Source organism: Streptococcus sp. 1559, from assembly GCF_013276735.1.
GTDB classification, from domain to species: Bacteria; Bacillota; Bacilli; order Lactobacillales; family Streptococcaceae; genus Streptococcus; species Streptococcus pseudopneumoniae.
In genome coordinates this window covers 131,966-157,648 of record NZ_VMLO01000003.1, presented here as the reverse complement: position 1 = coordinate 157,648, position 25,683 = coordinate 131,966, and the positions used below count along the sequence as shown (strand labels likewise).

The 25,683-nt window shown below is 40.0% G+C and carries 22 protein-coding genes and 3 pseudogenes; 3 read left to right on the top strand and 22 right to left on the bottom strand.

Annotated features, from left to right (window positions below):
* Position 1: 1 nt before the first annotated feature.
* Positions 2-694 (bottom strand): amino acid ABC transporter permease, encoded by a 693-nt coding sequence (locus HT688_RS01120; RefSeq protein WP_004256697.1) that lies wholly within the window; start codon positions 692-694, stop codon positions 2-4.
* Positions 695-716: 22 nt separating this feature from the next.
* Here HT688_RS01120 and HT688_RS11605 point away from each other — a divergent pair, with 22 nt between their 5' ends.
* Entirely contained in the window at positions 717-902 is a 186-nt protein-coding gene (locus tag HT688_RS11605; RefSeq protein WP_078929755.1) for a chlorohydrolase, read from the top strand.
* On the opposite strand, the gene HT688_RS01110 is transcribed toward HT688_RS11605, so the two are convergent.
* From HT688_RS01110 to ruvB, 17 genes and pseudogenes are all read right to left on the bottom strand, one after another.
* Complete coding sequence (locus HT688_RS01110; RefSeq protein WP_000039542.1) at positions 880-1,758, bottom strand: transporter substrate-binding domain-containing protein; 879 nt, start codon at positions 1,756-1,758, stop codon at positions 880-882. The two genes, HT688_RS11605 and HT688_RS01110, sit on opposite strands and share 23 nt — an antisense overlap.
* Positions 1,759-1,769: 11 nt before the next feature.
* Complete coding sequence (locus tag HT688_RS01105; RefSeq protein WP_000890777.1) at positions 1,770-2,768, bottom strand: uroporphyrinogen decarboxylase family protein; 999 nt, start codon at positions 2,766-2,768, stop codon at positions 1,770-1,772.
* Between the two features lie 2 nt (positions 2,769-2,770).
* Positions 2,771-2,974 (bottom strand): hypothetical protein, encoded by a 204-nt coding sequence (locus tag HT688_RS01100; RefSeq protein ID WP_172923469.1) that lies wholly within the window; start codon positions 2,972-2,974, stop codon positions 2,771-2,773.
* 9 nt (positions 2,975-2,983) lie between these two features.
* Positions 2,984-3,991, bottom strand: a pseudogene (locus HT688_RS01095) (uroporphyrinogen decarboxylase family protein).
* 218 nt (positions 3,992-4,209) lie between these two features.
* Complete coding sequence (locus HT688_RS01090) at positions 4,210-5,259, bottom strand: LLM class flavin-dependent oxidoreductase (RefSeq protein ID WP_000229791.1); 1,050 nt, start codon at positions 5,257-5,259, stop codon at positions 4,210-4,212.
* Between the two features lie 172 nt (positions 5,260-5,431).
* Entirely contained in the window at positions 5,432-6,568 is a 1,137-nt protein-coding gene (locus tag HT688_RS01085; RefSeq protein WP_172923467.1) for a mannitol-1-phosphate 5-dehydrogenase, read from the bottom strand.
* 61 nt (positions 6,569-6,629) lie between these two features.
* Positions 6,630-7,067, bottom strand: a complete 438-nt coding sequence (locus HT688_RS01080) for a PTS mannitol transporter subunit IIA (RefSeq protein WP_000764149.1) — start codon at positions 7,065-7,067, stop codon at positions 6,630-6,632.
* Between the two features lies 1 nt (position 7,068).
* Positions 7,069-9,024 carry a BglG family transcription antiterminator gene (locus HT688_RS01075; protein WP_014017193.1) on the bottom strand — a complete coding sequence of 652 codons (1,956 nt, stop codon included), beginning with the start codon at positions 9,022-9,024 and terminating at the stop codon, positions 7,069-7,071.
* Between the two features lie 23 nt (positions 9,025-9,047).
* On the bottom strand, positions 9,048-10,817 hold the full coding sequence (locus tag HT688_RS01070) for a PTS mannitol transporter subunit IIBC (RefSeq protein WP_172923465.1): 1,770 nt from the start codon (positions 10,815-10,817) through the stop codon (positions 9,048-9,050).
* A gap of 444 nt (positions 10,818-11,261) precedes the next feature.
* The gene (gene glmS, locus HT688_RS01065) at positions 11,262-13,070 is read right to left on the bottom strand and encodes a glutamine--fructose-6-phosphate transaminase (isomerizing) (RefSeq protein WP_172923463.1); all 1,809 of its coding nucleotides are present in this window, start codon (positions 13,068-13,070) and stop codon (positions 11,262-11,264) included.
* A gap of 191 nt (positions 13,071-13,261) precedes the next feature.
* Entirely contained in the window at positions 13,262-14,641 is a 1,380-nt protein-coding gene (gene bglA, locus HT688_RS01060; RefSeq protein WP_101514829.1) for a 6-phospho-beta-glucosidase, read from the bottom strand.
* A gap of 98 nt (positions 14,642-14,739) precedes the next feature.
* Complete coding sequence (locus HT688_RS01055; protein WP_054392882.1) at positions 14,740-16,593, bottom strand: proline--tRNA ligase; 1,854 nt, start codon at positions 16,591-16,593, stop codon at positions 14,740-14,742.
* A gap of 12 nt (positions 16,594-16,605) precedes the next feature.
* The gene (gene rseP, locus HT688_RS01050; RefSeq protein WP_000900657.1) at positions 16,606-17,865 is read right to left on the bottom strand and encodes an RIP metalloprotease RseP; all 1,260 of its coding nucleotides are present in this window, start codon (positions 17,863-17,865) and stop codon (positions 16,606-16,608) included.
* Between the two features lie 21 nt (positions 17,866-17,886).
* Positions 17,887-18,690, bottom strand: a complete 804-nt coding sequence (locus HT688_RS01045; protein ID WP_000189868.1) for a phosphatidate cytidylyltransferase — start codon at positions 18,688-18,690, stop codon at positions 17,887-17,889.
* A gap of 8 nt (positions 18,691-18,698) precedes the next feature.
* Positions 18,699-19,457 carry an undecaprenyl pyrophosphate synthase gene (uppS, locus tag HT688_RS01040; protein WP_000466722.1) on the bottom strand — a complete coding sequence of 253 codons (759 nt, stop codon included), beginning with the start codon at positions 19,455-19,457 and terminating at the stop codon, positions 18,699-18,701.
* Positions 19,458-19,802: 345 nt separating this feature from the next.
* Positions 19,803-20,375: pseudogene (locus HT688_RS01035) on the bottom strand (nucleotidyltransferase family protein).
* Positions 20,356-21,354: a Holliday junction branch migration DNA helicase RuvB gene (ruvB, locus tag HT688_RS01030; protein ID WP_081005517.1), complete on the bottom strand. Its 999-nt coding sequence runs from the start codon at positions 21,352-21,354 to the stop codon at positions 20,356-20,358. Before ruvB ends, HT688_RS01035 begins: the two are co-directional and overlap by 20 nt.
* Positions 21,355-21,485: 131 nt before the next feature.
* Between ruvB and HT688_RS01025 the strand changes: the two genes are divergently transcribed.
* Positions 21,486-21,578: a type I toxin-antitoxin system Fst family toxin gene (locus HT688_RS01025; protein WP_000970381.1), complete on the top strand. Its 93-nt coding sequence runs from the start codon at positions 21,486-21,488 to the stop codon at positions 21,576-21,578.
* A gap of 595 nt (positions 21,579-22,173) precedes the next feature.
* Here the strand turns inward: HT688_RS01025 and HT688_RS01020 are convergent.
* Entirely contained in the window at positions 22,174-22,827 is a 654-nt protein-coding gene (locus HT688_RS01020) for a DUF4352 domain-containing protein (RefSeq protein ID WP_050207592.1), read from the bottom strand.
* Between the two features lie 228 nt (positions 22,828-23,055).
* Positions 23,056-23,497 (bottom strand): annotated as a pseudogene (locus HT688_RS01015) (transposase); the annotation flags it as partial.
* A 115-nt stretch (positions 23,498-23,612) separates the two neighbouring features.
* On the opposite strand from HT688_RS01015, the gene HT688_RS01010 reads away from it, so the two are divergent.
* Positions 23,613-23,705 carry a type I toxin-antitoxin system Fst family toxin gene (locus HT688_RS01010; RefSeq protein ID WP_000970294.1) on the top strand — a complete coding sequence of 31 codons (93 nt, stop codon included), beginning with the start codon at positions 23,613-23,615 and terminating at the stop codon, positions 23,703-23,705.
* Between the two features lie 823 nt (positions 23,706-24,528).
* Here the strand turns inward: HT688_RS01010 and HT688_RS01005 are convergent.
* Positions 24,529-24,945, bottom strand: a complete 417-nt coding sequence (locus tag HT688_RS01005; protein WP_000628388.1) for a GNAT family N-acetyltransferase — start codon at positions 24,943-24,945, stop codon at positions 24,529-24,531.
* Positions 24,946-24,956: 11 nt separating this feature from the next.
* Entirely contained in the window at positions 24,957-25,652 is a 696-nt protein-coding gene (locus HT688_RS01000; protein ID WP_001144903.1) for a GNAT family N-acetyltransferase, read from the bottom strand.
* Positions 25,653-25,683: the final 31 nt, after the last annotated feature.

The following is a 25,683-nucleotide window of genomic DNA, read 5'->3' as shown; positions in this document are numbered from 1 at the left end:
CCTATCTCCCTTTCGTTTCCAAAGATTTTTCTAACAAGCGACTCAAGAAGGAAACAGCCAAGGCTACACCCCAATAAAGAATGGCAACCGCTGTATAGGTTTCAAGAGAGTAATTCCCCAAATTGCGACTGATTAAGAGATTCCCAGCTCCCATGACATCCACAAAACCAATCGTATAGGCTAGGGCAGCGTCCCGCATCAAATTTAGAATAGCGGTCGTCATATTTGGAAGAGCCACTTGAAAAGCCTGAGGAAAAATGATTCTCCAAAATGTCTGACTAGGGGTCAGACCAATACTGACTCCAGCTTCCATCTGACCTTTGGGAATTGCCTGATAGGACGCCTTAAATACTTCTGCAATGATAGCCGCAAATAGCAAGACCATGGTGAATAAGACGAAGACCGTCTTAGACCAGTTGTTGATATCTAAATTCAGCCACCATTTTAAAAATTCAGGTAAACCATAAAAAACTAAAAACAGTAAGACAATGGGGGGAGTACAGCGAAGAGTGAAAATATAGCCCTTAGAAAGACCTGCAAAAGTCTTGTCTTCTCCCACTTGAGCCCAAGCCAGTAAGCCACCGAAAAGGGAACCAAGGATTGTAGTAAAAAAGAGAATGGACAAGGTCATCGGAAGAGCCTGCCATAAGGTGGGTAAAAATTGGAACACTCTTGAAAAGTCATATGAAACCATGTAAACCTCTTTCTAATACTCAATGAAAATCAAAAAGCAAACTAGGAAACTAGCCGCAGATTGCTCAAAACAGTGTTTTGAGGTTGTGGATAGAACTGACAAAGTCAGTAACCATACCTACGGCAAGGCGACGTTGACGTGGTTTGAAGAGATTTTCGAAGAGTATAACACGCCTGACTGCTCATCTAATCTCTATCAACGTAGCTAAAAACATCTTCTTTGAAGTATTTTTGAGAAAGTTTAGCTAGAGTTCCATCTTCTTTTAATTCTTTAATCGCTTTTTCATACTCTTTAGCAAACTTCTCACCCTTTTCATCACGGTGAATCAAGGGATAGGTTGGAATTCCTTTATAAGGGAACCAGCTAAGTTTGTCCGCATATTGGTGGTAAGAACCATCCTCTGCTGTCACTGCTTTTTCAAAAGACAACTTGATGTCAAAGAAAGCATCATAACGTCCTTCTAAAACCCAAGCATAAGCATCTGCCACCTTGAAAGATTCAGCAGCTGTCAACTCAATTGGTGTATCCTTGTGCTTGTCATTATAGCTATTAATCACATTCCACTGGGCATTTTGAGGAGAGATGGGTACTAATTTCCCTTTATTTTTGGCGAAATCATCAATATTCTTATATTTAGCTTCATCTCCTTTTCTGACAGTAAAACCAATAATGCTGGCTCCTACTGGCTCAGATGGAATAATGAATTTCTTAGCCCGTTCATCTGTATACCAAGCACCTTTAGTTCCAATATCGTACTTGCCAGACTCAAGTCCAATCAAGAGATCATCATCACTAGTTCCAGTATACTCAAATTTATAATCTGCTAATTTCTCATCCACCGCCTTTAAAACAGCGACTTCATAACCATCTGATTCCCCTTTTTCGTCAATAAAATCATAAGGGACATAGTTTTGAGTATGGGCAACTTTTAAAGTTGTTACTTGTCCAGACGAAGCTGCATCTGCACCTTTAGCAGATGCTCCCGACAAAGTCCTACCAATAATCGTTGCTCCAAGCACTGCCACAACCGCAACTCCACCAACAATCCATGTTTTCTTACTCATATTCTTCTCCTTTATTTAGCTACTGCTTCTCTCACCCACTGGATACGCTCCACTGCAATATCGTTTGGAATGGTACAATCTGCTCCAAGTATGAGGCCATCTTTCCCTGTTTCTTCTACCAATCGTTTGGTTTCAGCCTGAATTTCTTCCTTACTGCCTCGATAGAGAAGGCCATCTTTACCGTTTTCAAATCCTCCCAGAACAGCACGACCCTTGAAAATCTCACGACCTTCTTTTAGACTAATCCCTTCTGGACCAACTGCCCAGTTAAAAACATGAGCTGGATAGTCTGCAAAGATATGAATATCGTTTCGAGCTCCTTCATAGCCACAGATATGAAGGATATTTACCCCACCAACCGACTTAGCCGCATTTAAAACAGTCAGTTCACTCGGCTCAATAATCTCCTGATAGGCTTCAGCAGAAACACGCGCATCCTGAATACTTTGCACACTGAGATAAATACCATCTACTCCTGCATCTTTAATAATAGCTTGACTCAAGCTAGCGATATCTTGCGCAATCACATCAAGGACTTTTTTCAATTTCTGAGAATCTTGAACTAAGAAATCTGCAATGAGATCATCTCCACCAGACACTTCTCCAAGTAACCATTTGAGGTAGGTCACAGGCGCAAAAATATTGTAAATAGCAACAATATCTTCCGTAAACTCCTGCTTAATCTTCTTCACTAATTCTACCTGCTCTCTAATCCACGGATGATCTTTACCCAGAGGTTGAATCTCCGACAGCTCTTGGAGTGACTTCCCTTTGGCAATAACTGGATTTGGATAAGCAAAATAGCCATCACTCATCAACTTGATAAAGTCTGGATGTAGGTCACGGATAAAACGTTTGTGACCTTGTATGTTCTTTTCAATAATCACAGGATTGGAAAATCCCTTTAACCATTCCTCTTCTGATGTAAAGTGGTGCCAAAAACCTACAGGTACACGGTCAACCACTTCTCCTCTAAATGCTTTTAAAACCCATTCTCTTTTTTCTAACATCTCTATTCTCCATTTCTTTCTTTTTCAACTAATAAAATACTGGCAATATCATTGGTTTGAATAAAGGGAAGACTTCTCTTCTGAAAATCCTGAATCCCATGACATCTTGGGCCTTCCTTACAAGCAAGTCCCTTTGTAAGACTGATCGCAAGTAAGATGACAAAGCCGAGGGCCGTCCCTACCAATAGCCACTTTTTTCTTTTCATAAGGCTCTCCTATTCTAACATAGCAGCCTGACGAATCCAGTCCAATCTTTCTAATTCAAAGTCATCTGGAACCGTGCAATCCGCTCCAAGAAGGACTCCTCTAGTCCCAGCTTCAGCCAACAATCGTTTGGTTTCCTCTTGTAGTGCAGCCTTTCTACCTCAATAAAGCAGGCTCTGCTTCCCATTTTCAAAACCACCCAAGACCGCTTTGCCATGAAATAGCTCCTGACCTTGAGGTAAACTGACTGCTTCATGGTGGGTTGCCCAATTGAAAACCTGGGCTGGATAATCTTTGAAAATAGTCACATTGTTACTGGCACCTTGGAAACCGCAGATATGCAGGATATTTACCCCACCTACCTGATTGGCAGCTTCTAAAACCTTTATGTTACTTGGCTCAATATAGGTCTGATACAATTCTGCTGTGATGCGCTCATCCTGAATTTCTTGTGTACTGAGATAGATTCCATCTGCTCCACCATCCTGAATGATTTTTTTAGTTAGGATAGCGATATCCTCAGCTATCACGTCTAAAACATCCCTGAATAGCTCTGGATTTTCAAGAAAAAGATCTGAAACCTCCTTATCACCTCTAGAAGTCTCTGTACGAAACCACCTTTTCAAATAGGAGATCGGAGAAAAAATATTGTAAAATGATGCAATGTCCTCAGTGAAGGTTGCTCGAATAGCCTCTACCACTTCTACTTGTTGCTGAATCCAAGGATGGTTTTCACCAATCGACTCAATAGAAGCTAACTCCTGAAGACTTGTAACCTTAGGACTGTAGACATTACTTGGATAAATGAAAAATCCGTCACTCATCATTTTGACAAAATCAGGATGGATTCTTTCAACGTACTTCCGATGTCCCTCTACACTTTTTTGAAAGATACGTGGATTATTTAAACCTTGTCCTTTTTCCTCCAGTATTACAAAATGAAACCAAAAGCCAACAGGAACCCGTTCCACCTCTTCTCCTCGAATAGCTCTAAAAACTAGCTCTCTTTTACTTGTCATACTTCTCTCCTTCCATTTGGATTGAAACCATCTTACCACTCCTTTTGACCTTTTCCCAATATATATTGACTATCGACTTGATTGGGATTGTTTATATCAATAGAGAAAAAAATCTCTGAAAAGCTTGATTTTACTAGCTTTTCAGAGATTTTTTCTGTTTATTGCTTTTTAAAATAGTTGTTATATAGATTTTTTATCAGCCTGATTAGTATTTTTTATTAAGCCTCTTTCATGGCAAAGTAAGCCCGGACTTTGGGTGCTACTTGTGTTCCGAATAGTTCAATAGCTCTCAGAACCTGATCATGAGGCATAGAACCAAGAGGTAGGTGCAACATGAAGCGGTCCAAATCTAAATCCTCTATCATGCGAATCAATTTTTCGGCCACCTGATCTGGATTGCCCACAAACATGGCGCCATTTGATCCTACCTGCTCCAAATATTGCTTATAACGCAATTCTTGCCAGTGTGGACGGTCTTTGGAAATAGCATCCACTACTTGCTTGGTCGGATGGAAATAATCTTTCACAGCCTGCTCGCCATCTTCAGCAATCCAACCCCAAGAATGGACCCCAACCTTTAGTTCATGACTGGCATGGTCTGCTTCGCTCCCAATCTCACGATAAGCCTGAATCAACTTTTTAAAATAACGAGGGTTACCACCAATAATGGCATAGACAATCGGTAGGCCTGCCTGAGCAATCTTTACTGTTGATTCGACATGACCACCTGTCGCTATCCACAAGGGTAATTTGTCCTGAACTGGACGAGGATAAACTTCTTTACCAGCAATCGTTTGGGTCAATCGACCTTTCCAGTCTAGCTTTGTCTTTTCATTGACTAACTGGAGCAAGTCTAATTTCTCATCAAAAAGGGCTTCGTAGTCTTTCAAATCATAGCCAAACAGAGGAAATGATTCCGTGAAAGAACCCCTTCCAGCCATAATCTCCGCACGTCCATTTGACAAAGCATCGATAGTGGCATATTGTTGGAATAAGCGAATCGGATCCATACTCGAGAGAATGCTGACTGCACTGGTCAAACGGATTTTCTTGGTATTGACTGCCCCAGCTGCCAGGACAATCTCTGGGGCTGATACTGCAAAATCCTCTCGATGGTGCTCACCAATCCCATACACATCCAAACCAACCTTGTCAGCCAGTTCAACCTCTGCTAGCAACTGGCGAATGCGTTCGTCATGACTGTAAGTTTGCCCAATCCCTTCAAGCTCCGTTGTTTCCCCAAATGTTGAAATTCCCAATTCTACCATTGTGACTCTCCCTATCTACTCTGTCCTTCAATTTGAAAAATTATTCTAATACTCAATGAAAANNCAAAGCACTGCTTTGAGGTGGTAGATAGAACTGATGAAGTCAGCTCAAAATACTGTTTTGAGGTTGCAGATGGATGCTAACCTGATTTGAAGAGATTTTCGAAAAAGATTAAATATACTCTACAATTTGCTCAATCAATTCTGGGTCGTCTAAACCTGTAACTTGTATAACAACATCTTTGACTGATTGTTTAGCCAACAATTCACCTAATCGAATACTTTCTTCATCATTTACATCGCGATAGTCAAAGGCATAGCCAACTGTTTTAAGTAGGTTTTTATATGACAAACTGAGTTCTTTCAATTCACGTATCGGCCGGATGAATCGTTCATTATAGCCTAATTTTCGGATTGGAGTACGAGCTACGCGACTAACTTCGTCCACTATGAAAGGATTTTCAAACCGTTCTATAATGACTTTGTGATAATTCTCCAATTCTTTTTTATCAAAGTTCCATTTGGCAATCAAGAGACTCCGAATTTCAGCTAATACAGATTCAATCCGAGATTTGATATTAGGATTTTGAAGAGCTTCCAAAATTGTCTCGGCACCATAATGCGCACCAATGTAAGCTGAAGTTGCATGTCCAGAATTGACTGAAAAAAGTTTTCGCTCAATAAAGGGTTCTAAATCTTCTTCATAATGCACATCTTTTAGACGTAAATCTGGATTTTTAAGACGCTTGGTTTCCACGACCCATTCATTAAAGGGTTCGACCACAACAAAAAGGGAATCTTCGTGACTTTGTGCTGGAACAATCCTGTCTACTGCAGCATTTGGAAAACCTATGTAGTTATCAGCAAATGTCAAACCTTCCGGACTTAAATATTTCTTGACTTCTTGATAAAGAAATTGAGACCCGCCAATCATATTTTCACAGGCCATAACATCCAATGCCTGTGTATTTCCTGCAACTCGGCGAGCTTCGATTCCTTTGGCTAGAAGTTCAGCGATAAAAGGGAGTATATTAGGTCCGATTGCAGTAGTAATAATATCCGTCTTTTGAATCGCTTCAATGACTTGCTCAGGGTCTTCTTTGCTATTAATGCCAGCCACATTAGTTACTTCTATACGAGACTGTCCTTTCTGTGCAATTTCAATTTCATACTTGCCCTTTTCATTTAGAGCATGAATTATCTGATTATTGACATCCACAAAATCAATATGGAAACCATTTTTAAATAGAATTTCACCTATAAAACCACGACCGATATTACCGGCACCAAAATGAACAGAATGTTTCATTCAATTTCTCCTTTTCCTATTTGAGGGACATATATACTAGATGACAAATGACGAAATTCAATTATTCAACAGCATCAAATAAGCGCAACACTTCCTCTTTTGACTGAGCATCTGCTAGTTTAAGAACATTATCTACATCTGCACAGAAGATAGAAATTTTCTGAATAATTTCTAAGTGTTCATTACCAATACCAGCAATACCAAAAAGAACCGTTGCCACTTGAGGGTTAGATACATTCCCAAAATCAACCCCTCTAGGGACTTGAACGACTGTAATACCAGACTTGAGGACATCATTTTTTGCTGCATCTGTCCCATGCGGTATGGCGATAAAGTTACCCATGTAAACAGATAGCTCTTTATCTCGCTCAATCATGGCTTCAATATAGTCTTCATTAACATATCCACCCTCATAAAGAACTTGCCCACAATAACAAATAGCTTCCTCCTTGTTAGAAAATTGTTTATTAAGCTTAATCAAATGTTTTTCAAGTTTCATATTAGTTCTCCAATTTCTTAATTTTTTCTTTAAAAATAGTATTTAGCATCTGATAAATAATGGATTGATTTCCCGTCTTGTAAATCTCTGTATAAAGATGATTTTCAATAATCGACTGACTGATAGCTGTCATTAAATCTCTAGCTTCCTCGCTAGCTTCTTTAGACATTAGCATTAGCAGACACCTTTTGACCTCTTCTTCCTCTCGTTTCATTGACAATGCGGAGATAGGTAGTTTGAGTTCAAACATAGTAAAACTATTTGTTGTTACTTTGCTAGACTGACTATGTAAAAGCACCAGACCAGTATTAGGAATAGCCATAGGACTATTCTGGAAGTGAGATAACAATTTTCTTGTTAGGTAATCTCTGTCACTCACATTCTTCTGATATTGGATGATTTGTTCTACCGTGTGCTCAAATGATTGATTATTCTCCAATTGAACCAACTCGAATTGACTCAAAAGCTGACTACTAGATATTAAATAATCTTGCAAGTCATAACTTTTCTCTGGAGCGATAGCATCACGCGCGACAATTGTACGATGTGCCTGTACATACTGAAGTCGTTCCTGTAATTCAAGCAGTTCTTTGACGGTTGGAAAACTAGAAATTACATCGATTTCCTGATTAGTCAGCGGCTTGGTAGATAAAATATAATCATACTGACTGAGATCAATACTGTGGTAATCTACTAGAGACTGAATATCTATCAACTCTACAAAAGGAGCAACACTCTTAATTTTACTGACTAATAAATCTCTAGTGACCCGACGTTCATCCGTTAAAAGCAAAACACGGACTGGATAAATCTCTGGACTACGGCCTAAGCTAGAGATAAAATGTAGGGCAATCATGCCATACTCATACTCTGTATGAAGATATTTCGGAAAAATATCATTCACTAAAAGACTGATGACTGTATAAAGAAATTTATTCCTTTCAACTAAAATCTGGACAGATTCTGGCAAATTTTCACCCTGAAAAAGGATAGGGACGCCTAAACTGAGCCGAATATGATGGAAAAGAAAATTGAATAAAACCTTGTCCTTAAAAAAGTCAATCTTGGTATACATGGAAACCGTATCAATCAGATTTGAAATATTGTAGAAAAATTCACCATCAAATTTCTCCGTAAAGAGCGGATTGTCCTGACGTTTAATGATTAATTCATCCAAGATGCTCGCAAAATAGATAATTTCCTGAATACTATAAAATTGTGCAGTCTGCTTAGAGTAAGCTTGAAAAATTTTTTGAGAAATTTCCAAAGCCTGCTTACTAGTATTAGGTGAATTTTCAATGTTTTGCTCCTGACCTATAAGAGATAACAAGATCGCAAAAAACATCTTCATCCTAGCATCCATATCTGGAAAACCTGACAGTTGCTTATTAACAATCTGACTGGCCAGCCTAGTTCTATCTGCTTCTAAAATATCAAAGCTCCCAAAATTACCGGTTGAAAAATCTGCTACTGAGATACAGTTTGTCAGTAAAATAGCCAAAAATCTTCTCTTACCAACTGAATCACCAGAAATACGATAACCTTTTTGTCGTTCAATTTTCAGATCAAAGTCTAAAAGACGCTTATCAATATCTGAAATATCCTGAATAATAGTTACATTACTGACTTTCATGCACTCTTGCAATGCTTCATTGGTGACAAAACCACTCTCAGTCAGAAGGCGATAGGTAATCAACTCTTGTCTTTCTTGGGGACTATACTCAACTAACACTTCAAGTTCTGTCGGCAAATCATCCAACTCTCCAGTCAAAATATAGTATTTCCCATGCTTCGTTATTTCGATTCCATATTGCTCCATGCTATCTGTCAAATCTGATAAAGTTCGATAAATTGTTCTAGATGAAACCTGTAAGATTTCAGTCATGTCTTGCATTGAAAGCTTCCCTACATGTAGGAAAGCCTTCAATAATTGTTCTTCTCGTTTGGTTAATAGCATTCGTAATTTAGAAACCTCTAGTTCTATTTGTACATTCTAACAGCCATTTTGTCATATTCTGGTGTTGTTACTAAACTATCCACAATAAGAAATTGAGAATTCGGTGCTGTTTGCTGCACTTCTGCCTGTAAAGAAATAGTTGTTACAATCATTATGTTTTTAGAATTAAATTCACCTAATTCTGAAATTTTGGCAGTAGAAACTGGAATACGAATATTCTTGTTTCTAAAGATAGCCCGAATCGTTTCACAGCCCATAGTTGCAGATCCCTGTGCTTTACCATAAGCAACTACTACAGCATCAATATGGTTAAGGTCAATTTCCTGACTATCTACTGATGCTGAAGTTGATATATCTCCTTCAATTTCTGCTATTGGAGAAGCTCCTGTTAATGAAGCTACAATTTCATCATAACGAGGGGACGCTAAGAAATTATCAACAGAAACATGAATAGCACTTGGACTCTTGTCTTTAGCTCTTGGTGTCAGTTCTTCCTGAGTAACAATTAATGTTTTTGGTGTATCAAGCAAATTTGAGATTGCCTGATTAGATACTGGAATCTCTAGACCTGCTTTTTTAACCTTATCTCGAAGAATACTAGCTCCCATAGCAGAGCTTCCCATACCAGCATCGCAGGCGAAAATGATTTTTTCCACTGAGTCTGTCGAAACAACTGCATCAACAGAAGTTGATACTAACTGACCTTTAGACTGAGCCTTAGCTGCTTGGGTAGCCGCCTGAGCAGCTTCGAGCGAATCCTCAGTTGACTTGTCTGCATGAAGAATAAGGGCTGCTACAAGGAAAGAAACAACTGCTGCCACTAAAACACCTAGAAGAACATTTAGATGGGGCCAAACGCCTTTTGGCGCCGTAGCCATAATCGCAATAATAGAACCTGGTGAAGCTGGAGATTTAAGACCAGCGTCTAAGAGTTGAAAAGTAAAAGTTCCAGAGATACCTCCTGCCATAGCAGCTAAAAATAGAGTAGGCTTCATCATAACATAAGGAAAGTAAATTTCATGAATCCCTCCGAAGAAATGAATAAGCATTGCCCCCCAAGAAGAAGATTTAGCAGAACCTTTACCGAATACAGCATAAGCTAATAGAATTCCCAGGCCTGGTCCAGGATTAGCTTCCAATAGGAAGAGAATTGACTTACCAGCTTGAGCTACCTGTTCTACTCCCAGAGGAGTAAAAATGCCATGATTGAGGGCATTATTGAGGAAAAGGACTTTAGCCGGTTCGATGATAATATTAGCTATAGGAAGGAGGCGAGCATTAACAATAGCCTCAACACCATTCCCAACAGCTCCAGTAAGAGTCGATACGACTGGACCGATTGCGTAGAAAGCCAAAAGCAATAATGCAAAACCAACGAGACCAGCTGAGAAATTATTAACTAACATTTCAAATCCGGGACGAATTTTTTCCTGGAACTTTTCATCAAATTTCTTGATAGTCCATCCTCCCAGTGAGCCCATTACCATAGCTCCGATAAACATAGGAACACTAGAACCTGTGATTGCACCAACAGTAGCAATAGCTCCTACAACGGCACCACGTTGACCATGGATCATATATCCACCTGTGTAACCAATCAGGATTGGCAATAAATACGTTAACATAGAACCAACAACAGTAGCTAACTGTTCATTTGGCAGATAGCCATCAGCGATAAAGAGGGCAGTCAACACTCCCCAAGCAATAAATGCTCCAATATTGGGCATAACCATATTTGAAAGCGATGTCCCTAGTTTTTGAACTCTGACTTTCAATGATACTTTTTCTTCCATTAGGATCATCCTCCTTTTCTTAAAACTAGTATATACAAAGTTAAAAACCTTTAAAACTAAAGTTTTGTCACAGATTTTGTGCCAAAACTTTACTTTTGACGAGGCTGGGCAAAAAGGCTTAAAAATGATAAAACGCATCATATCAGGTGTACAAAACCTTAATATGATGCGTTTTATCATGGAAAGATTTACTGAATTTTCTCTTCAAATTGAGTTTTTGCCCAGCTTCCTCTTTTTATAGTAGTTTGAAATAAGATACGAACAAATCAATTGGAAAATTCAAATTAATTTCTAGAAATATTTTAGTATTCCTGTGTACTGTTCTAAATTCAATCTGCTATAATTATTGAAAAGTAAACCCCTATCATCATTTGTAACATAAAAAATAGGCTGTAAAACCTTATAGGATAAACCTATGGCTTTACGCCCGTATATTCATAGATTCTATTCTACCGTTACTGATTTAGCAAGGTTACGTGGTTTGTCCACATCAAGACCACGGTGGAGGGTTGCAAAGTAAGCGACCAATTGTGTTGGTACGACCATTGAAATTGGTGAGAGGTAAGGGTGTACAGTCGTAAGGACGATATCGTCTGTCTCTTTAGCAACATTTTCTTCTGCGATAGTGAGGACTTTTGCACCACGGGCTGCCACCTCTTGGATATTTCCACGAGTGTGGTTGGCAAGGACTGGATCTGACAAGAGAGTCAAAACAGGTGTTCCTTCTTCAATCAAGGCAATAGTTCCGTGCTTGAGTTCTCCTGCCGCAAAGCCTTCACACTGGATGTAAGAAATCTCTTTAAGTTTGAGACTTGCTTCCATGGCTACGTAGTAATCTTGACCACGTCCGATGTAAAAGGCGTTACGAGTTGTTTCAAGTAGCTCACGAACCTTGACTTCAATGGTTTCTTTCTCTGAAAGAGTTGATTCGATAGACTGAGCTACGATTGACAACTCATGAACTAAATCAAAGGCTTGCGCTTTGGCATTGCCATTTGCTTCTCCGACTGCTTTTGCAAGGAAGGCAAGGGCTGCAATTTGCGCTGTATAGGCCTTGGTTGAGGCTACGGCAATTTCAGGACCTGCGTGAAGGAGCATGGTATGGTTAGCTTCACGTGAAAGGGTTGAACCTGGGACATTTGTCACTGTCAAGCTTGGGATTCCCATTTCATTAGCCTTGACCAAAACCTGACGGCTATCCGCTGTTTCACCAGACTGGCTGATAAAGATGAAAAGTGGTTTCTTGCTGAGAAGTGGCATACCGTAGCCCCACTCAGATGAGATTCCAAGTTCAACTGGCGTATCTGTCAATTCTTCCAACATTTTCTTAGAAGCAAATCCTGCGTGGTAAGATGTTCCAGCTGCAAGGATGTAGATACGGTCTGCGTCTTGAACAGCCTTGATAATAGCTGGGGCTACGGCAACTTGACCAGCCTCATCTGTGTAGGCTTGGATAAGTTTCCGCATAACCGTTGGTTGCTCGTCAATTTCCTTGAGCATGTAGTAAGGATAAGTTCCCTTACCGATATCTGACAAGTCAAGTTCTGCAGTATAGCTAGCACGTTCACGACGATTGCCATCATAGTCTTGAACTTCTACGCTATCTGCCTTGACGATTACCAACTCTTGGTCATGAATTTCCATATATTGATTAGTCTCACGAATCATAGCCATAGCATCTGAACAGACCATGTTATAGCCTTCTCCAAGACCAATCAAAAGTGGTGATTTATTCTTAGCTACGTAGATAACTTCAGGATCTTGTGAGTCAACCAAGGCAAAAGCATAAGAACCACGGATGATGTGAAGAGCTTTTTTGAAAGCTTCAAGAACTGACAAGCCATCTTCTTCCGCAAATTTTCCGATCAAGTGAACGGCGATTTCCGTATCTGTTTGCCCTTTGAAGTTGTGCCCCGCAAGGTATTCTTCCTTGATTTCAAGATAGTTCTCAATCACCCCGTTATGCACCAAGACAAAACGTTCAGTCTCAGAGCGGTGTGGGTGAGCATTGTCTTCCGTTGGTTTTCCGTGAGTCGCCCAACGAGTATGTCCAATACCAGTTGTTCCCTCCACACCAGCTGTCTTAGCAGACAATTCTGCAATACGGCCAACCGCCTTGACCAGATGATTTTCAGCACCACCTAGGACAAAAATTCCCGCAGAATCATAGCCACGGTATTCAAGCTTTTCAAGCCCTTGAATCAAAATATCAGTTGCATTTGTGTTTCCAACAACACCAACAATTCCACACATAGTATATACGACACAGACAAGCTGTGCTTTCTCCTTAAAATTGGTATAGTCTAATTCTTCTTTTATAGAATCAGCAAAAACAGTATATACTTGTTTTTTTCACTTGTCAAGAGTAAAAATTGGTATAGTTCACATTAACTTCTTGTAAACAAAAAACTCTGACCAATTAGGATAATCAGTCAGAGTCCTTTTTAAAATCCATTATTATCGCTTAATTCCTTGAACCAGTGCCCTGATTTCTTCAGACGGCGTTCTTGCGTTTTCAAGTCCAATTCAACCAAACCATAGCGATTTTTATAGCTGTTGAGCCATGACCAACAGTCAATAAAGGTCCAAATTAAGTAGCCCTTACAATTGGCTCCGTCTTCAATAGCACGGTAAAGTTCGCGAAGATGACCTTTTACAAAGTCAATACGGTAATCATCTTGAATCATTCCATTCTCACGGAATTTTTCTTCCCCTTCAACACCCATACCATTCTCTGTCAACATCCACTCAATATTGCCATAGTTTTCCTTGATATTTTGGGCAATGTCATAAATCCCTTGCTCATAAATCTCCCAGCCACGGTGAGGATTAATTTTACGTCCAGGCATCACATAAGGCTCATAAAAATGTTCTGGTAAGAGTGGACTCTCTGGATGCTTCGCAAATCGAGGAGCCATAACACGCAAAGGTTGATAGTAGTTGACACCAAGGAAGTCCACCGTATTGTCACGAATGAGCTCCAACTCCTCCTCTGTAGCATCAGGCAAGAGCCCGTATTCATGCAAGATTTCTACCAACTCCTGTGGATAAGTCCCCAAAACAGACGGATCTAAGAAAGATTGGGCCTGAAAAAGGTCCGCAATACGAGCCGCCTTGACATCAGCAGGATGCTGGCTACGTGGATAAGCCGGTGTCAAGTTTAAGACAATCCCAATCTTGGAATCAGGCAAGAGTTCATGACAGGCCTTAACCGCCCGACTGCTGGCCAATTGTGTATAATAAGCTACTTTAACCGCTACCTCTGCATCCACCTTATGTGGATAATGGGCATCGTAAAAATAGCCAAATTCTACTGGAACGATTGGCTCGTTAAAGGTAATCCATTGATCCACTAAATCTCCATAAGTCTCAAAACAAAAACGAGCATAGTCTTCATAGGCTGAGACTGTCGCCTTATTTTCCCAACCATCCCCATCCTCTTGAAGGGCAAAAGGCAAATCAAAATGATAAAGATTGACTAACAGACGAATCCCTTTGGCCTTAATAGCCTCAAAAACCTTACGGTAAAAATCTACACCCTGAGAATTGACTTTTCCACGTCCTTGTGGAAAAATCCGTGACCACTGAATAGAAGTTCGAAAGGCCGTGTGACCAGTTTCTAACAGGAGGTCGATATCCTGTTCCCAATTTTCATAAAAGGTCGATGTTTTATCTGGACCAATCCCATTATAGTATCGATTTGGCTCCACTCGGTACCAATAATCCCAGAGATTATCTCCCTTACCGTCACCAGCTACACGTCCTTCTGTTTGTGGTCCAGAAGTAGAGGATCCCCAGACAAAATCCTTTGGAAATCTTAGCATACATTTACCTCTTTATCTAGTCATTTTTCCCATTATACAGAAAAAACAAGGTAAAAACTAGTTACATTTTTTCCTTGTTTTTCTTCTGATTATAGTTTTTATTTCTTGCTGAGGATTTCAAGCGTTTCAAGTAAGTTATCTGCATGAACTTCGATAGTATCACCAGTCGCTTTAATCTTCACTTCTACGATGCCATCGGCTGCTTTCTTCCCAACAGTGATACGGATTGGCAATCCAATCAAGTCGCTATCGCTGAATTTAACACCAACACGTTCGTTACGGTCATCCGTCAAGACTTCGTAACCAGCTCCCATCAAGCTTGCTTCAAGCTTTTCTGTCAAGGCTTGTGCTTCTTCGTCCTTGACATTGACAGTGATCAAGTGCACATCAAATGGTGCCAATTCTTTAGGGAAGTTGATTCCCCAAGCGTAACGGTATTCACCTTTTGGCGTTTTATTAACAAAGAGGCGAGCGTGTTGCTCCATCACTGCTGAAAGGAGACGGCTGACACCGATACCGTAACATCCCATGATAATTGGCACAGCACGGCCATTTTCATCCAAGACATCTGCTCCCATGCTTGCTGAATAGCGAGTGCCGAGTTTAAAGATGTGACCAATTTCGATACCACGCGCAAAGTTAAGAACACCTTGTCCGTCTGGGGAAATTTCACCCTCACGAACTTCACGGATATCCACATATTCTGCAGTAAAATCGCGACCTGGATTCACACCAGTCAAGTGGTAGCCATCTTCGTTAGCACCGACAACTGCATTGCGAACATCTTGTACCTTACGGTCTGCAATGATTTTAATATTCTCTGGCAAACCAACTGGTCCAAGTGAACCAAATCCTGCTTGAACAAGATTCGCCACTTCTTCTTCGCTAGCAACGTCAAAGAAATCTGCTCCCAAGTAGTTTTTCAACTTGACTTCGTTGAGTTGGTCATTTCCAACTAGAAGGGCTGCAACAAGCTCACCATCTGCCATGTAAAAGAGGGTTTTAATCGTTTGTTCTTCTGGAACATTGAGGAAGGCTGCAACTTCATCAATTGATTTAACATCTGGCGTTGCAACACGAGTAACTTCTTCTTCAGCGACAACACGGTTGCTTGGTTTGTACTCGTTTGTTGCCATTTCTAAGTTAGCTGCATAGCTAGACTCACTTGAGTAAGCAATGGTATCTTCACCAGAGACTATCCATTTGAGCAATTCTGCCTTGATTTCTTCTTGCGCTTGATCAGGAATTTCGTCAAATGAGGCAACTGACTTGTCCAAGACAACCCAGCGGTCAAGGTCTGTACGAGCAGATGTAATGGCCATAAATTCTTGGCTATCCTTACCACCCATGGCTCCACCGTCACCAATAATAGCCTTGAAGTCTAAACCACTACGAGTGAAAATACGCTCATAGGCTGCTTTGTACTCATCATAAACACTATCCAAACTATCATAGTTAGCGTGGAAACTATAAGCATCCTTCATGATAAACTCACGTGTACGAAGAAGTCCATTACGTGGGCGTTTTTCATCACGATACTTAGGCTGGATTTGGTAAAGGTTGAGTGGCAATTGCTTGTAAGACTTAACAGAATCACGGACAATAGCTGTAAAGGTTTCTTCGTGTGTTGGACCTAGGATAAAGTCTGATTTTTCACGGTTTTTTAGTTTGTAAAGGTCTTCACCGTAAGTTTCGTAACGACCTGATTCGCGCCACAATTCTGCACTGAGAAGGGCAGGAGCCAACATCTCAACGGCACCAATCTTGTCGAATTCTTGGCGCATGATATTTTTAGCTTTTTCAATCACACGATTAGCAAGTGGTAGGTAAGAATAAACACCTGCAGATACTTGGCGAACATAACCAGCACGCAACATAAGAGCATGGCTGATAACTTGAGCATCGCTTGGCATTTCGCGAAGCGTTGGGATAGGTATTTTACTTTGTTTCATAATATTCCTCGATTATCTAAAAAAGAGTCGCATAATGTCATTCCAGGTCACAGCAATCATCAAGACAACCATGATGACCACTCCGGCCAAGGTAACATAGGTTTCAATTTCTTGTTTTAATGGTTTGCGGCGGATGGCTTCCAGGATATTGAGCACAATCTTACCACCATCCAGAGCTGGAATCGGAATAAGATTAAAAATCCCGATATTGATAGAAATCATTGCCAAGAAGTACAAGACATTCTCAATTCCATTTTTAGCAGCATCACTACTTGCCTTAAAGATGGCAACAGGTCCACCTAGCTTGTTCAAATCCGGTTGGAAAATCAGATTTTTCAGAGCTGATAGGATTCGGATAGCCGAGTCGGCTGCAGTTGTAAATCCACCTACAAACATGGATAGAAAATCTGACTTAATTCCCGGTTGAACACCTAGAAGGTAACGGCCTTGACTTTCTTCGGGTGTAACAGTGACTTGTTTGTCACTCCCCTTTTCAGAAATAGTCACATCCAAAGTCGGGGCCGTCTTATCTTTGGTTTCTGTTTCCACAGCCTGAATCAAGCTTTCCCAGTTGTTAATCTCATGTGAGCCAATCTTGGTAATTTGTGCCGTTTCTGGCACTCCCACCTTAGCCAAGGCCCCTTGGGGCATGACATGGAACTGGTTGGTATCAACATCTCTGACGCCACCCTGCATAAAGATTAAAATCCAAAAAACAACGACACCCAAGATAAAGTTATTCATAGGGCCTGCAAAGTTGGTAATCAGTTTGCCCCAGATAGTCGCATTTTGATATTGAACATCTAAAGGTGCAATCCGAACCTCAGTACCATCTGCTTCCACAACCGTTGCATCGTGATCCACTGCAAATGTTTTTTCTTCTTCCAGAACCAATCCTTTGATAAAGAGCTTGTCTTCAAAATCAAACTGGGTCACCTGCATAGGGAGGGCTGTTTGATCCAATTTTTTACCTGAGAGATTGATGCGTTTAACCTTACCATCATCAGCAAGTGTCAAACTAACAGGCGTTCCTGTCTTGATTTCAGTTGTATCATCACCCCAACCGGCCATGCGGACATAGCCACCCAGAGGCAAGATTCGAATGGTATAGGCCGTTCCATCCTTGCCAATGTGAGCAAAAATTTTAGGTCCCATACCGATGGCAAATTCACGTACTAAAATCCCTGATTTCTTGGCAAAGTAGAAGTGCCCGAACTCGTGCACCACTACAATAATCCCGAAAACCAGAATAAAGGTTAAAATTCCGAGCATAGCGTTTCCTCCGTCTTTTGATTAAAAGAGTCCAAATAAGTGCATGATTGGAAATACAAGCAACATACTATCGAAACGATCCAAAACACCACCATGTCCAGGGATAAATTTCCCAGAATCCTTAACACCAAAATGACGTTTGATCGAACTTTCTAGTAAATCACCAAATTGTCCAGCAATACTAAAGAAAATAGCAAAGACTGACATCTTGTAAATTCCATATGGAAGAGCAACTGTACTGTCAACTATCATAAAGATAATGGTTACTAAAATCGCTCCTAAAATACCACCCAAGGCACCCTCAAGGGTTTTATTAGGCGATACCCTTGGTGCTAACTTTCGTTTCCCATAGTTCATCCCAACAAGATAGGCACCACTGTCTGTCGCCCAGACGATACACAAGGCCAAAAGCGCCTTATCTAAACCTGCAACACGAGCATCTAGTAAAGCATTAAATCCAAAGCCCACGTAGAAGCTCATAGCAAGAGGGAAAACCGCATCCTCAATCGTATAAGACTTGCTAAAAACGGTCGTTCCTAACATGATTGAAATCAAAACACTATAGGCAACCACATTCCCATCAACTGGCAAAAAAGTCAGGTAATTCTCCAAGGGAATGGTCAATGCAAAGGTTGCAAAGAGGGTCAAGAGGCCCTCCATCGTCATGGTCTCTAGACCTCTCATCCTCAAAAGTTCATGCATGGCTAGCATGGCTATGATTCCGATTGCTATCTGAAGCAAGAGTCCCCCAATCATCAAAATCGGTAGGAAAATAGCCAGTGCAATCCCTGCAAACAAGGTTCTTTTCTGTAAATCCTGTGTCATATTTCCTCCTAAACTCCTCCAAATCGGCGATGACGACGATTGTAGGCAAGAATGGCTTCCTGCAAGGCCGCCTCGTCAAAATCAGGCCACAAGGTATCTGTAAAATAGAGTTCACTATAGGCCCCCTGCCATGGTAGGAAATTACTCAAACGCAATTCTCCACTGGTACGGATAATCAAGTCTGGGTCTCGTAACTCCTTAGGTAAATGCTGGGTAAAAAGATAATTACCAATCAACTCCTCTGTGATGTCACCTGGGTTGATTTTGGCATCTAAAACATCCTGAGAAATCAACTTAAGAGCCTGTGTAATCTCAGCACGTCCACCATAGTTAAGAGCAAAATTAAGAATCAAACCTGTGTTGTTCTTAGTCAATTCCTCAGCCTTGGTCAGAGCTTCAAAGGTTTGCTTAGGCAGGCGGTCCGTTTCTCCGATCATTTGAATCTTAACATTATTCGCATGCAGTTCCGGGACATAATTATCATAAAACTCTACTGGCAAGTTCATGATAAACTTGACTTCCTGATCTGGACGGGTCCAGTTTTCTGTAGAAAAAGCATAGACCGTAATAACCTTAACGCCTAGTTTGTTAGCTGCCTTGGTCACAGTTTGCAATGCTTCCATGCCCGCCTTATGTCCAAAAACTCGCGGTTGCATACGTTTTTTAGCCCAACGGCCATTGCCATCCATGATGATGCCAATATGAGCAGGGACCTGTGTCGGAACCTCTACTTCCACAGCCTTATCTTTCTTAAAAAATCCAAACATGATCTTATTCCTATTCAAAAATCTATCGTTTCATTATACCATATTTCCCTATTTTCTTCTATCACTAAGCTATTTATACTCTTCGAAAATCTCTTCAAACCACGTCAGCTCTATCTGCAACCTCAAAACAGTGTTTTGAGCAACCTGCGGTTAGCTTCCTAGTTTACACTTTGATTTTCATTGAGTATTATTCTCAGGCACCAAGCCCATTTTTCAAAAAAATAAGCCGCCTGATTGGGCGACTTTATTTTTTATAGGGAGATTATTATGAAAAAGTTTTAGGAGTTTAAGTTAAGGTCTTCTTAACTTATGAACTCAGTATACACTCCCTAGCTTAAAGTTTCCTTAAGAAGTTTTAAAAATCAAATTTTTCCATTTCTCCTGACAATTTTTCTTGGATAAACGTGTTTGATAAAGCTCCATTCGGTCTTCATTTTCTAAGAAATGAGGAGTTGGACGAACTTGAAAATTCAAAATATCCTCGAGTCCGTAAGGAGTAAAGAGTTCTAAAGTAGAATCTTCATTCAAGCGCAGTCCAACAGCCGTACATCGTTCTGGATACTTACTCATGGCATCACAAGAGCTGCTATAGGGAGCAGTATGAGGACTGTGCTGATGCATACAGACCTGATTTTTCAATTCCCACTAGTACTGAGGAAAATCCTCTCTCAACTTTTTCTCTAGAGACAAGGTTTCCTCATAAGAAATATCTGGATCAAAGAAAATTACATCTACATCTGTTTCACAGTCAAAAGGGGATTTGTCTGACAAGAGATTCCAGATAAAATTTCTGACAGAACCTGCTGCCAACCAGGAATCTTTCAGACCAAGGTTTCGGATGATAGTCAGAATAGCCATCATATCCGGATTTTCTCTGAAAGAGTCTAAAATTTCAGCCTTATTTTTCAATATATTCATACCCAAAATGCTCATAAGCCTTAGCAGTCGCCACCCGTCCAGACCGTGTCCGCATGATAAAACCTTTTTGAATCAAGTAAGGCTCATACATGTCTTCCACCGTCTCACGTTCTTCTGCTATGTTAACAGAAAGAGTTCCTAGACCAACAGGACCACCTCCGTACATCTCAATCATGGTACGAAGGATTTTCTGGTCCACATAGTCCAGACCTTCATGGTCAACATCCAGCATAGTCAAAGCCTTATCGGTAATAAGATCATCGATCACCCCATTCCCCATTATCTGGGCAAAATCGCGCACGCGCTTGAGGAGACGATTGGCAATACGAGGGGTCCCACGACTACGTAGGGCCAACTCAGATGCTGCCTCATGGGTGATTTCCATCTCAAAAATATCTGCCGTCCGCTCAACAATTTCCGTCAAGTCAGCATGGGCATAATACTCCATATGACCTGTAATCCCAAAACGTGCCCGTAGCGGATTTGAGAGCATACCAGCCCGAGTCGTCGCCCCAATCAAGGTAAAAGGTGGCAACTCCAAATGAACGCTGCGACTGCCTTCACCAGCACCAATCATGATATCAATGTAGAAGTCCTCCATGGCACTATAAAGCACCTCTTCCACAGACATGGGCAAGCGATGAATCTCATCAATAAAAAGGACATCCCCAGGCTCCAAGTCATTCAAAATCGCTACCAGATCACCGGCTTTTTCAATGACAGGCCCAGACGTTTGCTTGAGATTGACACCTAGTTCATTGGCAATAACAAAAGCCATGGTCGTTTTTCCCAAGCCTGGAGGGCCAAATAAGAGCACATGATCCAGCGCTTCATCCCGCATTTTGGCAGCTTCGATAAAGATTTGGAGCTGGTTCTTGACCTTATCCTGTCCGATATATTCACGTAAATACTGAGGACGGAGCGTGCGTTCTACTAACTCCTCATCCCCCATTATCTCATTATCTAAAATTCTACTCATGGCTCTATTATATCAAAAAACCAAGCCACAAACAAAAAAGCCACTGGATTGTGACTCCCGAGTCTAGCACTTATGTGGTATAATATTGTTCGGAACTTCTACACCGCCTACGAAAGGAGGTGAGATAGCCCATGATGGAATTAGTACTCAAAACTATCATCGGACCAATTGTGGTCGGTGTCGTTCTTCGTATAGTCGATAAATGGCTAAACAAGGACAAATAGTGTCAAAAAAGACCTCAAGCTTATTTGGTCGTGAGCTTGGGGTCTTTTCTAGCCTATGATATAGAACTAGTACTCAATTCCTTTTTATTATCCCATAGTTCACGAATTTTGTCAAAGGTTTATATCCTCATCCATTCAGCTTCTCCAACTTTAGAATCTGTCCAATAAAGTTTATAAGATTTAGAGAAAGCTATTGAAAAATGATATTTAGAAAACTTCCGAAAAGCCTGAAATAGAGCAAAAAAACTCCACCAGTCCCGGTGGAGTTAAGGGAGATTATGATGAAAAAGAAAAGTTTAGGATTTTATTAAATAAAGTTAGGAGGTCTTTATTTAATGACTATATAATACTAGACTAGCCTTAAATTTTGCTTAAGCAAAAACAAGTTTTATTATTTTTCTCTGTTGATCCAAGTCATCCCTATACAATTATAGGTGGATAAGGCTTCAAAATCCAATTTGCACCATTTTCTCCACTTCAACATAATTCCTAGATTACTAATTTTTTAAAACCATAACATAAAAACAAATGTAAAGAATAAGAAAAAATGCATAACATCTACTAAAAAATAGACATTTTGCATTTTTAATTCAGACTAATCTAGACTAATTTTTCCTCTTTGAGTTCCAAAAACACCTGTTTGTACTTGTAACTGTAAGCCTGAAGCATCTGCAGTCTCCGTATTCACATCAAATACCACATTTCCTGTGATACTATTTTCAGGGTTTAATTCTGACAAAAAGAATTTTGCTTCCTGATTTGCATAGATACCAGCTGTACTATCAGTTGAGTACTCTGTATCATCTTTTAAAAGCTTAAAGAAATCATCCGTAACAGTTATAGATTTTTTACCATTATTTTTTACCGTCACATTCAGAATTAAATAAATACCATTTGCGTTTTTGCCAAATTCTCCTCCAACATTTTGAGACAGAGATTTTGAATTCACGATATATTCAACATCTCCAACTTTAACAACTTCTCCGATTTTATTCTCTGCCTTAGCTTTTGTCTCCTCTTCCTTATTTTTATTTTTTTCTGTTGCCTTTGTTTGAGCAGTTTCTTCTGATGCTGCTGTTTGCGTACTTGAACTAGATGCAACTTCCTGCTTAGTGGAGTTACTTCCACTTCCACCTTTAACTACACCAAATACAACAATAATAACAATCAATATGAACCACCATTTTTTATAAAAAGGTGTTTTTTTCACATATACATTCCCATTTTCATCTTTGATTTTCTTAGCCATAAGAAATTTCCTTTAATCTTTTTCAACTATTATATTATATTTCCTAAAAAAAAAAGCATTTTTGAGGGTAATTTTAATTTTTTTAAATAAATGCGATTTAAAAAGTTTCAATCACTGAGCCTAGCTAAACAATTTCAACTAACAAAATTATCTCAAAAGAACTTTGCCATTTCAATTTTTCTAAAATATAGCACTCTAAGACAAATGAGGTGATTCTTGTTCATACTCAATTGTCTGAGCGTCTGCCTTCTTGGGATGCTCAGGTCGAGGAGTGACCGTTCGCCAACCATGGCATTTCAGGAGATAATAGCAACCATCACGTGTGGAAGTGCGACTAATCTCTTTTTGATAGGATGCAAATAACTGATTGACAGTTACAAATTCCCCAGCTTGAGCAGTTTCTATATGACGTTTTAGAAATGCTTGTTCTTCTTCGTAAGTCCTATATTCTCTATGACGTCCACCACGAGTCTCTTGAAGAAGAGCATACAAACTCCTTATATTTTTCAAATTCCTCCAAACAGTTGTTTTATTGCAATCTAGCAGATCCATGATTTCCTTATAACTCTTTTGAATAAAATATAATCTATAGACGTTTGTGGTATTCGGCGTACGATGAATCTCTTAGGAGTTTTTCAATTTTTTGTGTTTCTTCGTTTGTGAGTTTCATAACTACTATTATAAGATGTTTTTTGACTTTAGTATAATATGAGAGAGTAGATTACTTTATGGTATAATATTCTACGGCACTGCTACACCGCCTGCGAAAGGAGGTGAGATAGCCCATAATGGAACTAATCCTTAAAACTATCATCGGACCGATTGTGGTCGGTGTCATCCTTCGCTTAGTCGATAAATGGCTAAACAAAGATAGATAGTGTCAAAAAAGACCCCAAGCTTAATGTGGAAGTTAGCTTGGGGTCTTTTCTAGTCCATGATATAGAACTAATCCTTAATTCCTCTCCATTATCTCACAGTTCACAAAATTTGTCAAAACTTTACATCCTCAGCTTCTCAAGCTTTAACCACTTTACAACAAGACTTTCAAGTTTAAGAGAAAATTAGGGATTCTATCAATTTCATAGAAATTTTGATTTAGTAAACGAAGAGACAATCTTATATGTCACTCCTCATTTAATACGCCACTACTGGACAAGCAAAATCATTATTACAGTAGTTCTAGTCCTTCAATTAACAGTCACTTACATTCAAAGTGAGGTTGAAGTAGCTGAAGGTACAACAGACCTATTTCTTAATCATATTCGCTAAAAAAGCCCCCGCCAATTCCCCGACCAAAATCCGAAAAATACCGAAAAATATCGAAAAATGATTTTTAGAATAGTCCCCAAAAGCCTGAAATAGAGCCAAAAAACTCCACCTAATCGGGTGGAGTTAAGGGAGATTATTATGAAAAAGAAAAGTTTAGGATTTTATTAAATAAAGTTAGGAGGTCTTTATTTAATAACTATATGATACAAGACGAAGCTTAAAACTAGCTTAACTTTTCTCAGATTCTACCATTTTGCAGAAAATCACTATCACTATCACCTCACAAAAAGCCACCTGATTAGGTGACTTCATTAGGAGATTATGATGAAAAAAAGTTTTAGGATTTCATTAAATAAAGTTAGGAGGTCTTTATTTAATGACTATATAATACTAGACCATCCTTAAACTTTGCTTAAGAAAAAACAAGTTTTGTTATTTTTCTCGATTCGCCCAAGTCATCCCTATACAATTATAGGTGGATAAGATTTCAAAGCCCATAGAACGATAAAATCCCACGTTTTTTTCTGTCTCTTCTGTCACCAGCTGGACTTGATAAGCATCTTTGTAATCTTTTAAGGCCTCTTTCATTAGGGCACTACCAATCCCTTGACGCTGATAGATTGGTAAAACAATCAAATCCTGTACAAAAACTGATGAGAATCCATCTCCAACCAAACGAATCAAGCCCACCACAGCATCACCATCAAGTGCCAGATAAATTACTAATGAATGCGATAAGGCCTGCTCCAGCATCTCTGGTTGATGGGTATAATTTGTCCAACCGACAGCCTGATAGAGATGCAAAACATCCTCTAGCTTGACAATTTCTTGCTTTTTAATAGTAATCATCTCAACACCTCTTAAAGTTCTCTCAAGCTCTTGTACTGCTGTCCATTTTTATCAAAATTTTCAGGACGCAGCCATGTTTCCAAACGATCTTTGACTTGAGGCCAGTCCTTATCAATCATAGACAACCAATCCGTATCCCTCGTCCGTCCCTTATAAACCACCGCCTGGCGGAAGGTTCCTTCATAGACAAATCCCAAACGCTCCGCAACTCGTCTGGATGGCAGGTTAAGAGCATCGCATTTCCACTCATAGCGACGATAGTTTAGCTCCTCAAAAATATAGCGAGCTAGGAGATACTGAGCCTCAGTTCCTATCCGTGTACCCCTTAGCTCTGGAGAAAAAGTGACTGCTCCGACTTCTATTACTCGGTTATTCTGGTCAATGCGCATGAGAGAAAAAGTTCCCAAAGCCTTACCAGTCGCCTTGTCTATGATTGCATAGTAAAAACGGTCCTTACGAGCCAACATCTGATTTAAAAGGCTAACCAGCTCCCCCATATCTGCTACTGGCTCCTGAAAAAGATAGGTCCACATCTCCCGAGGAGTATCCGGGCCATAAACAGCTAACAAATCCTCCGCATGTTTTTCTACCGAGAGAGCCTCTATCCTAGCATAACGCCCTTCTAAGAAATCAATAGAAGGCAGTGCACCGGGTGTATAACCTTCCATTGACTCACCAATCATCTGACCATATTCATTTACTGGCATAGCTTTCTCCTTGTTTCACTTTTCAAACTTT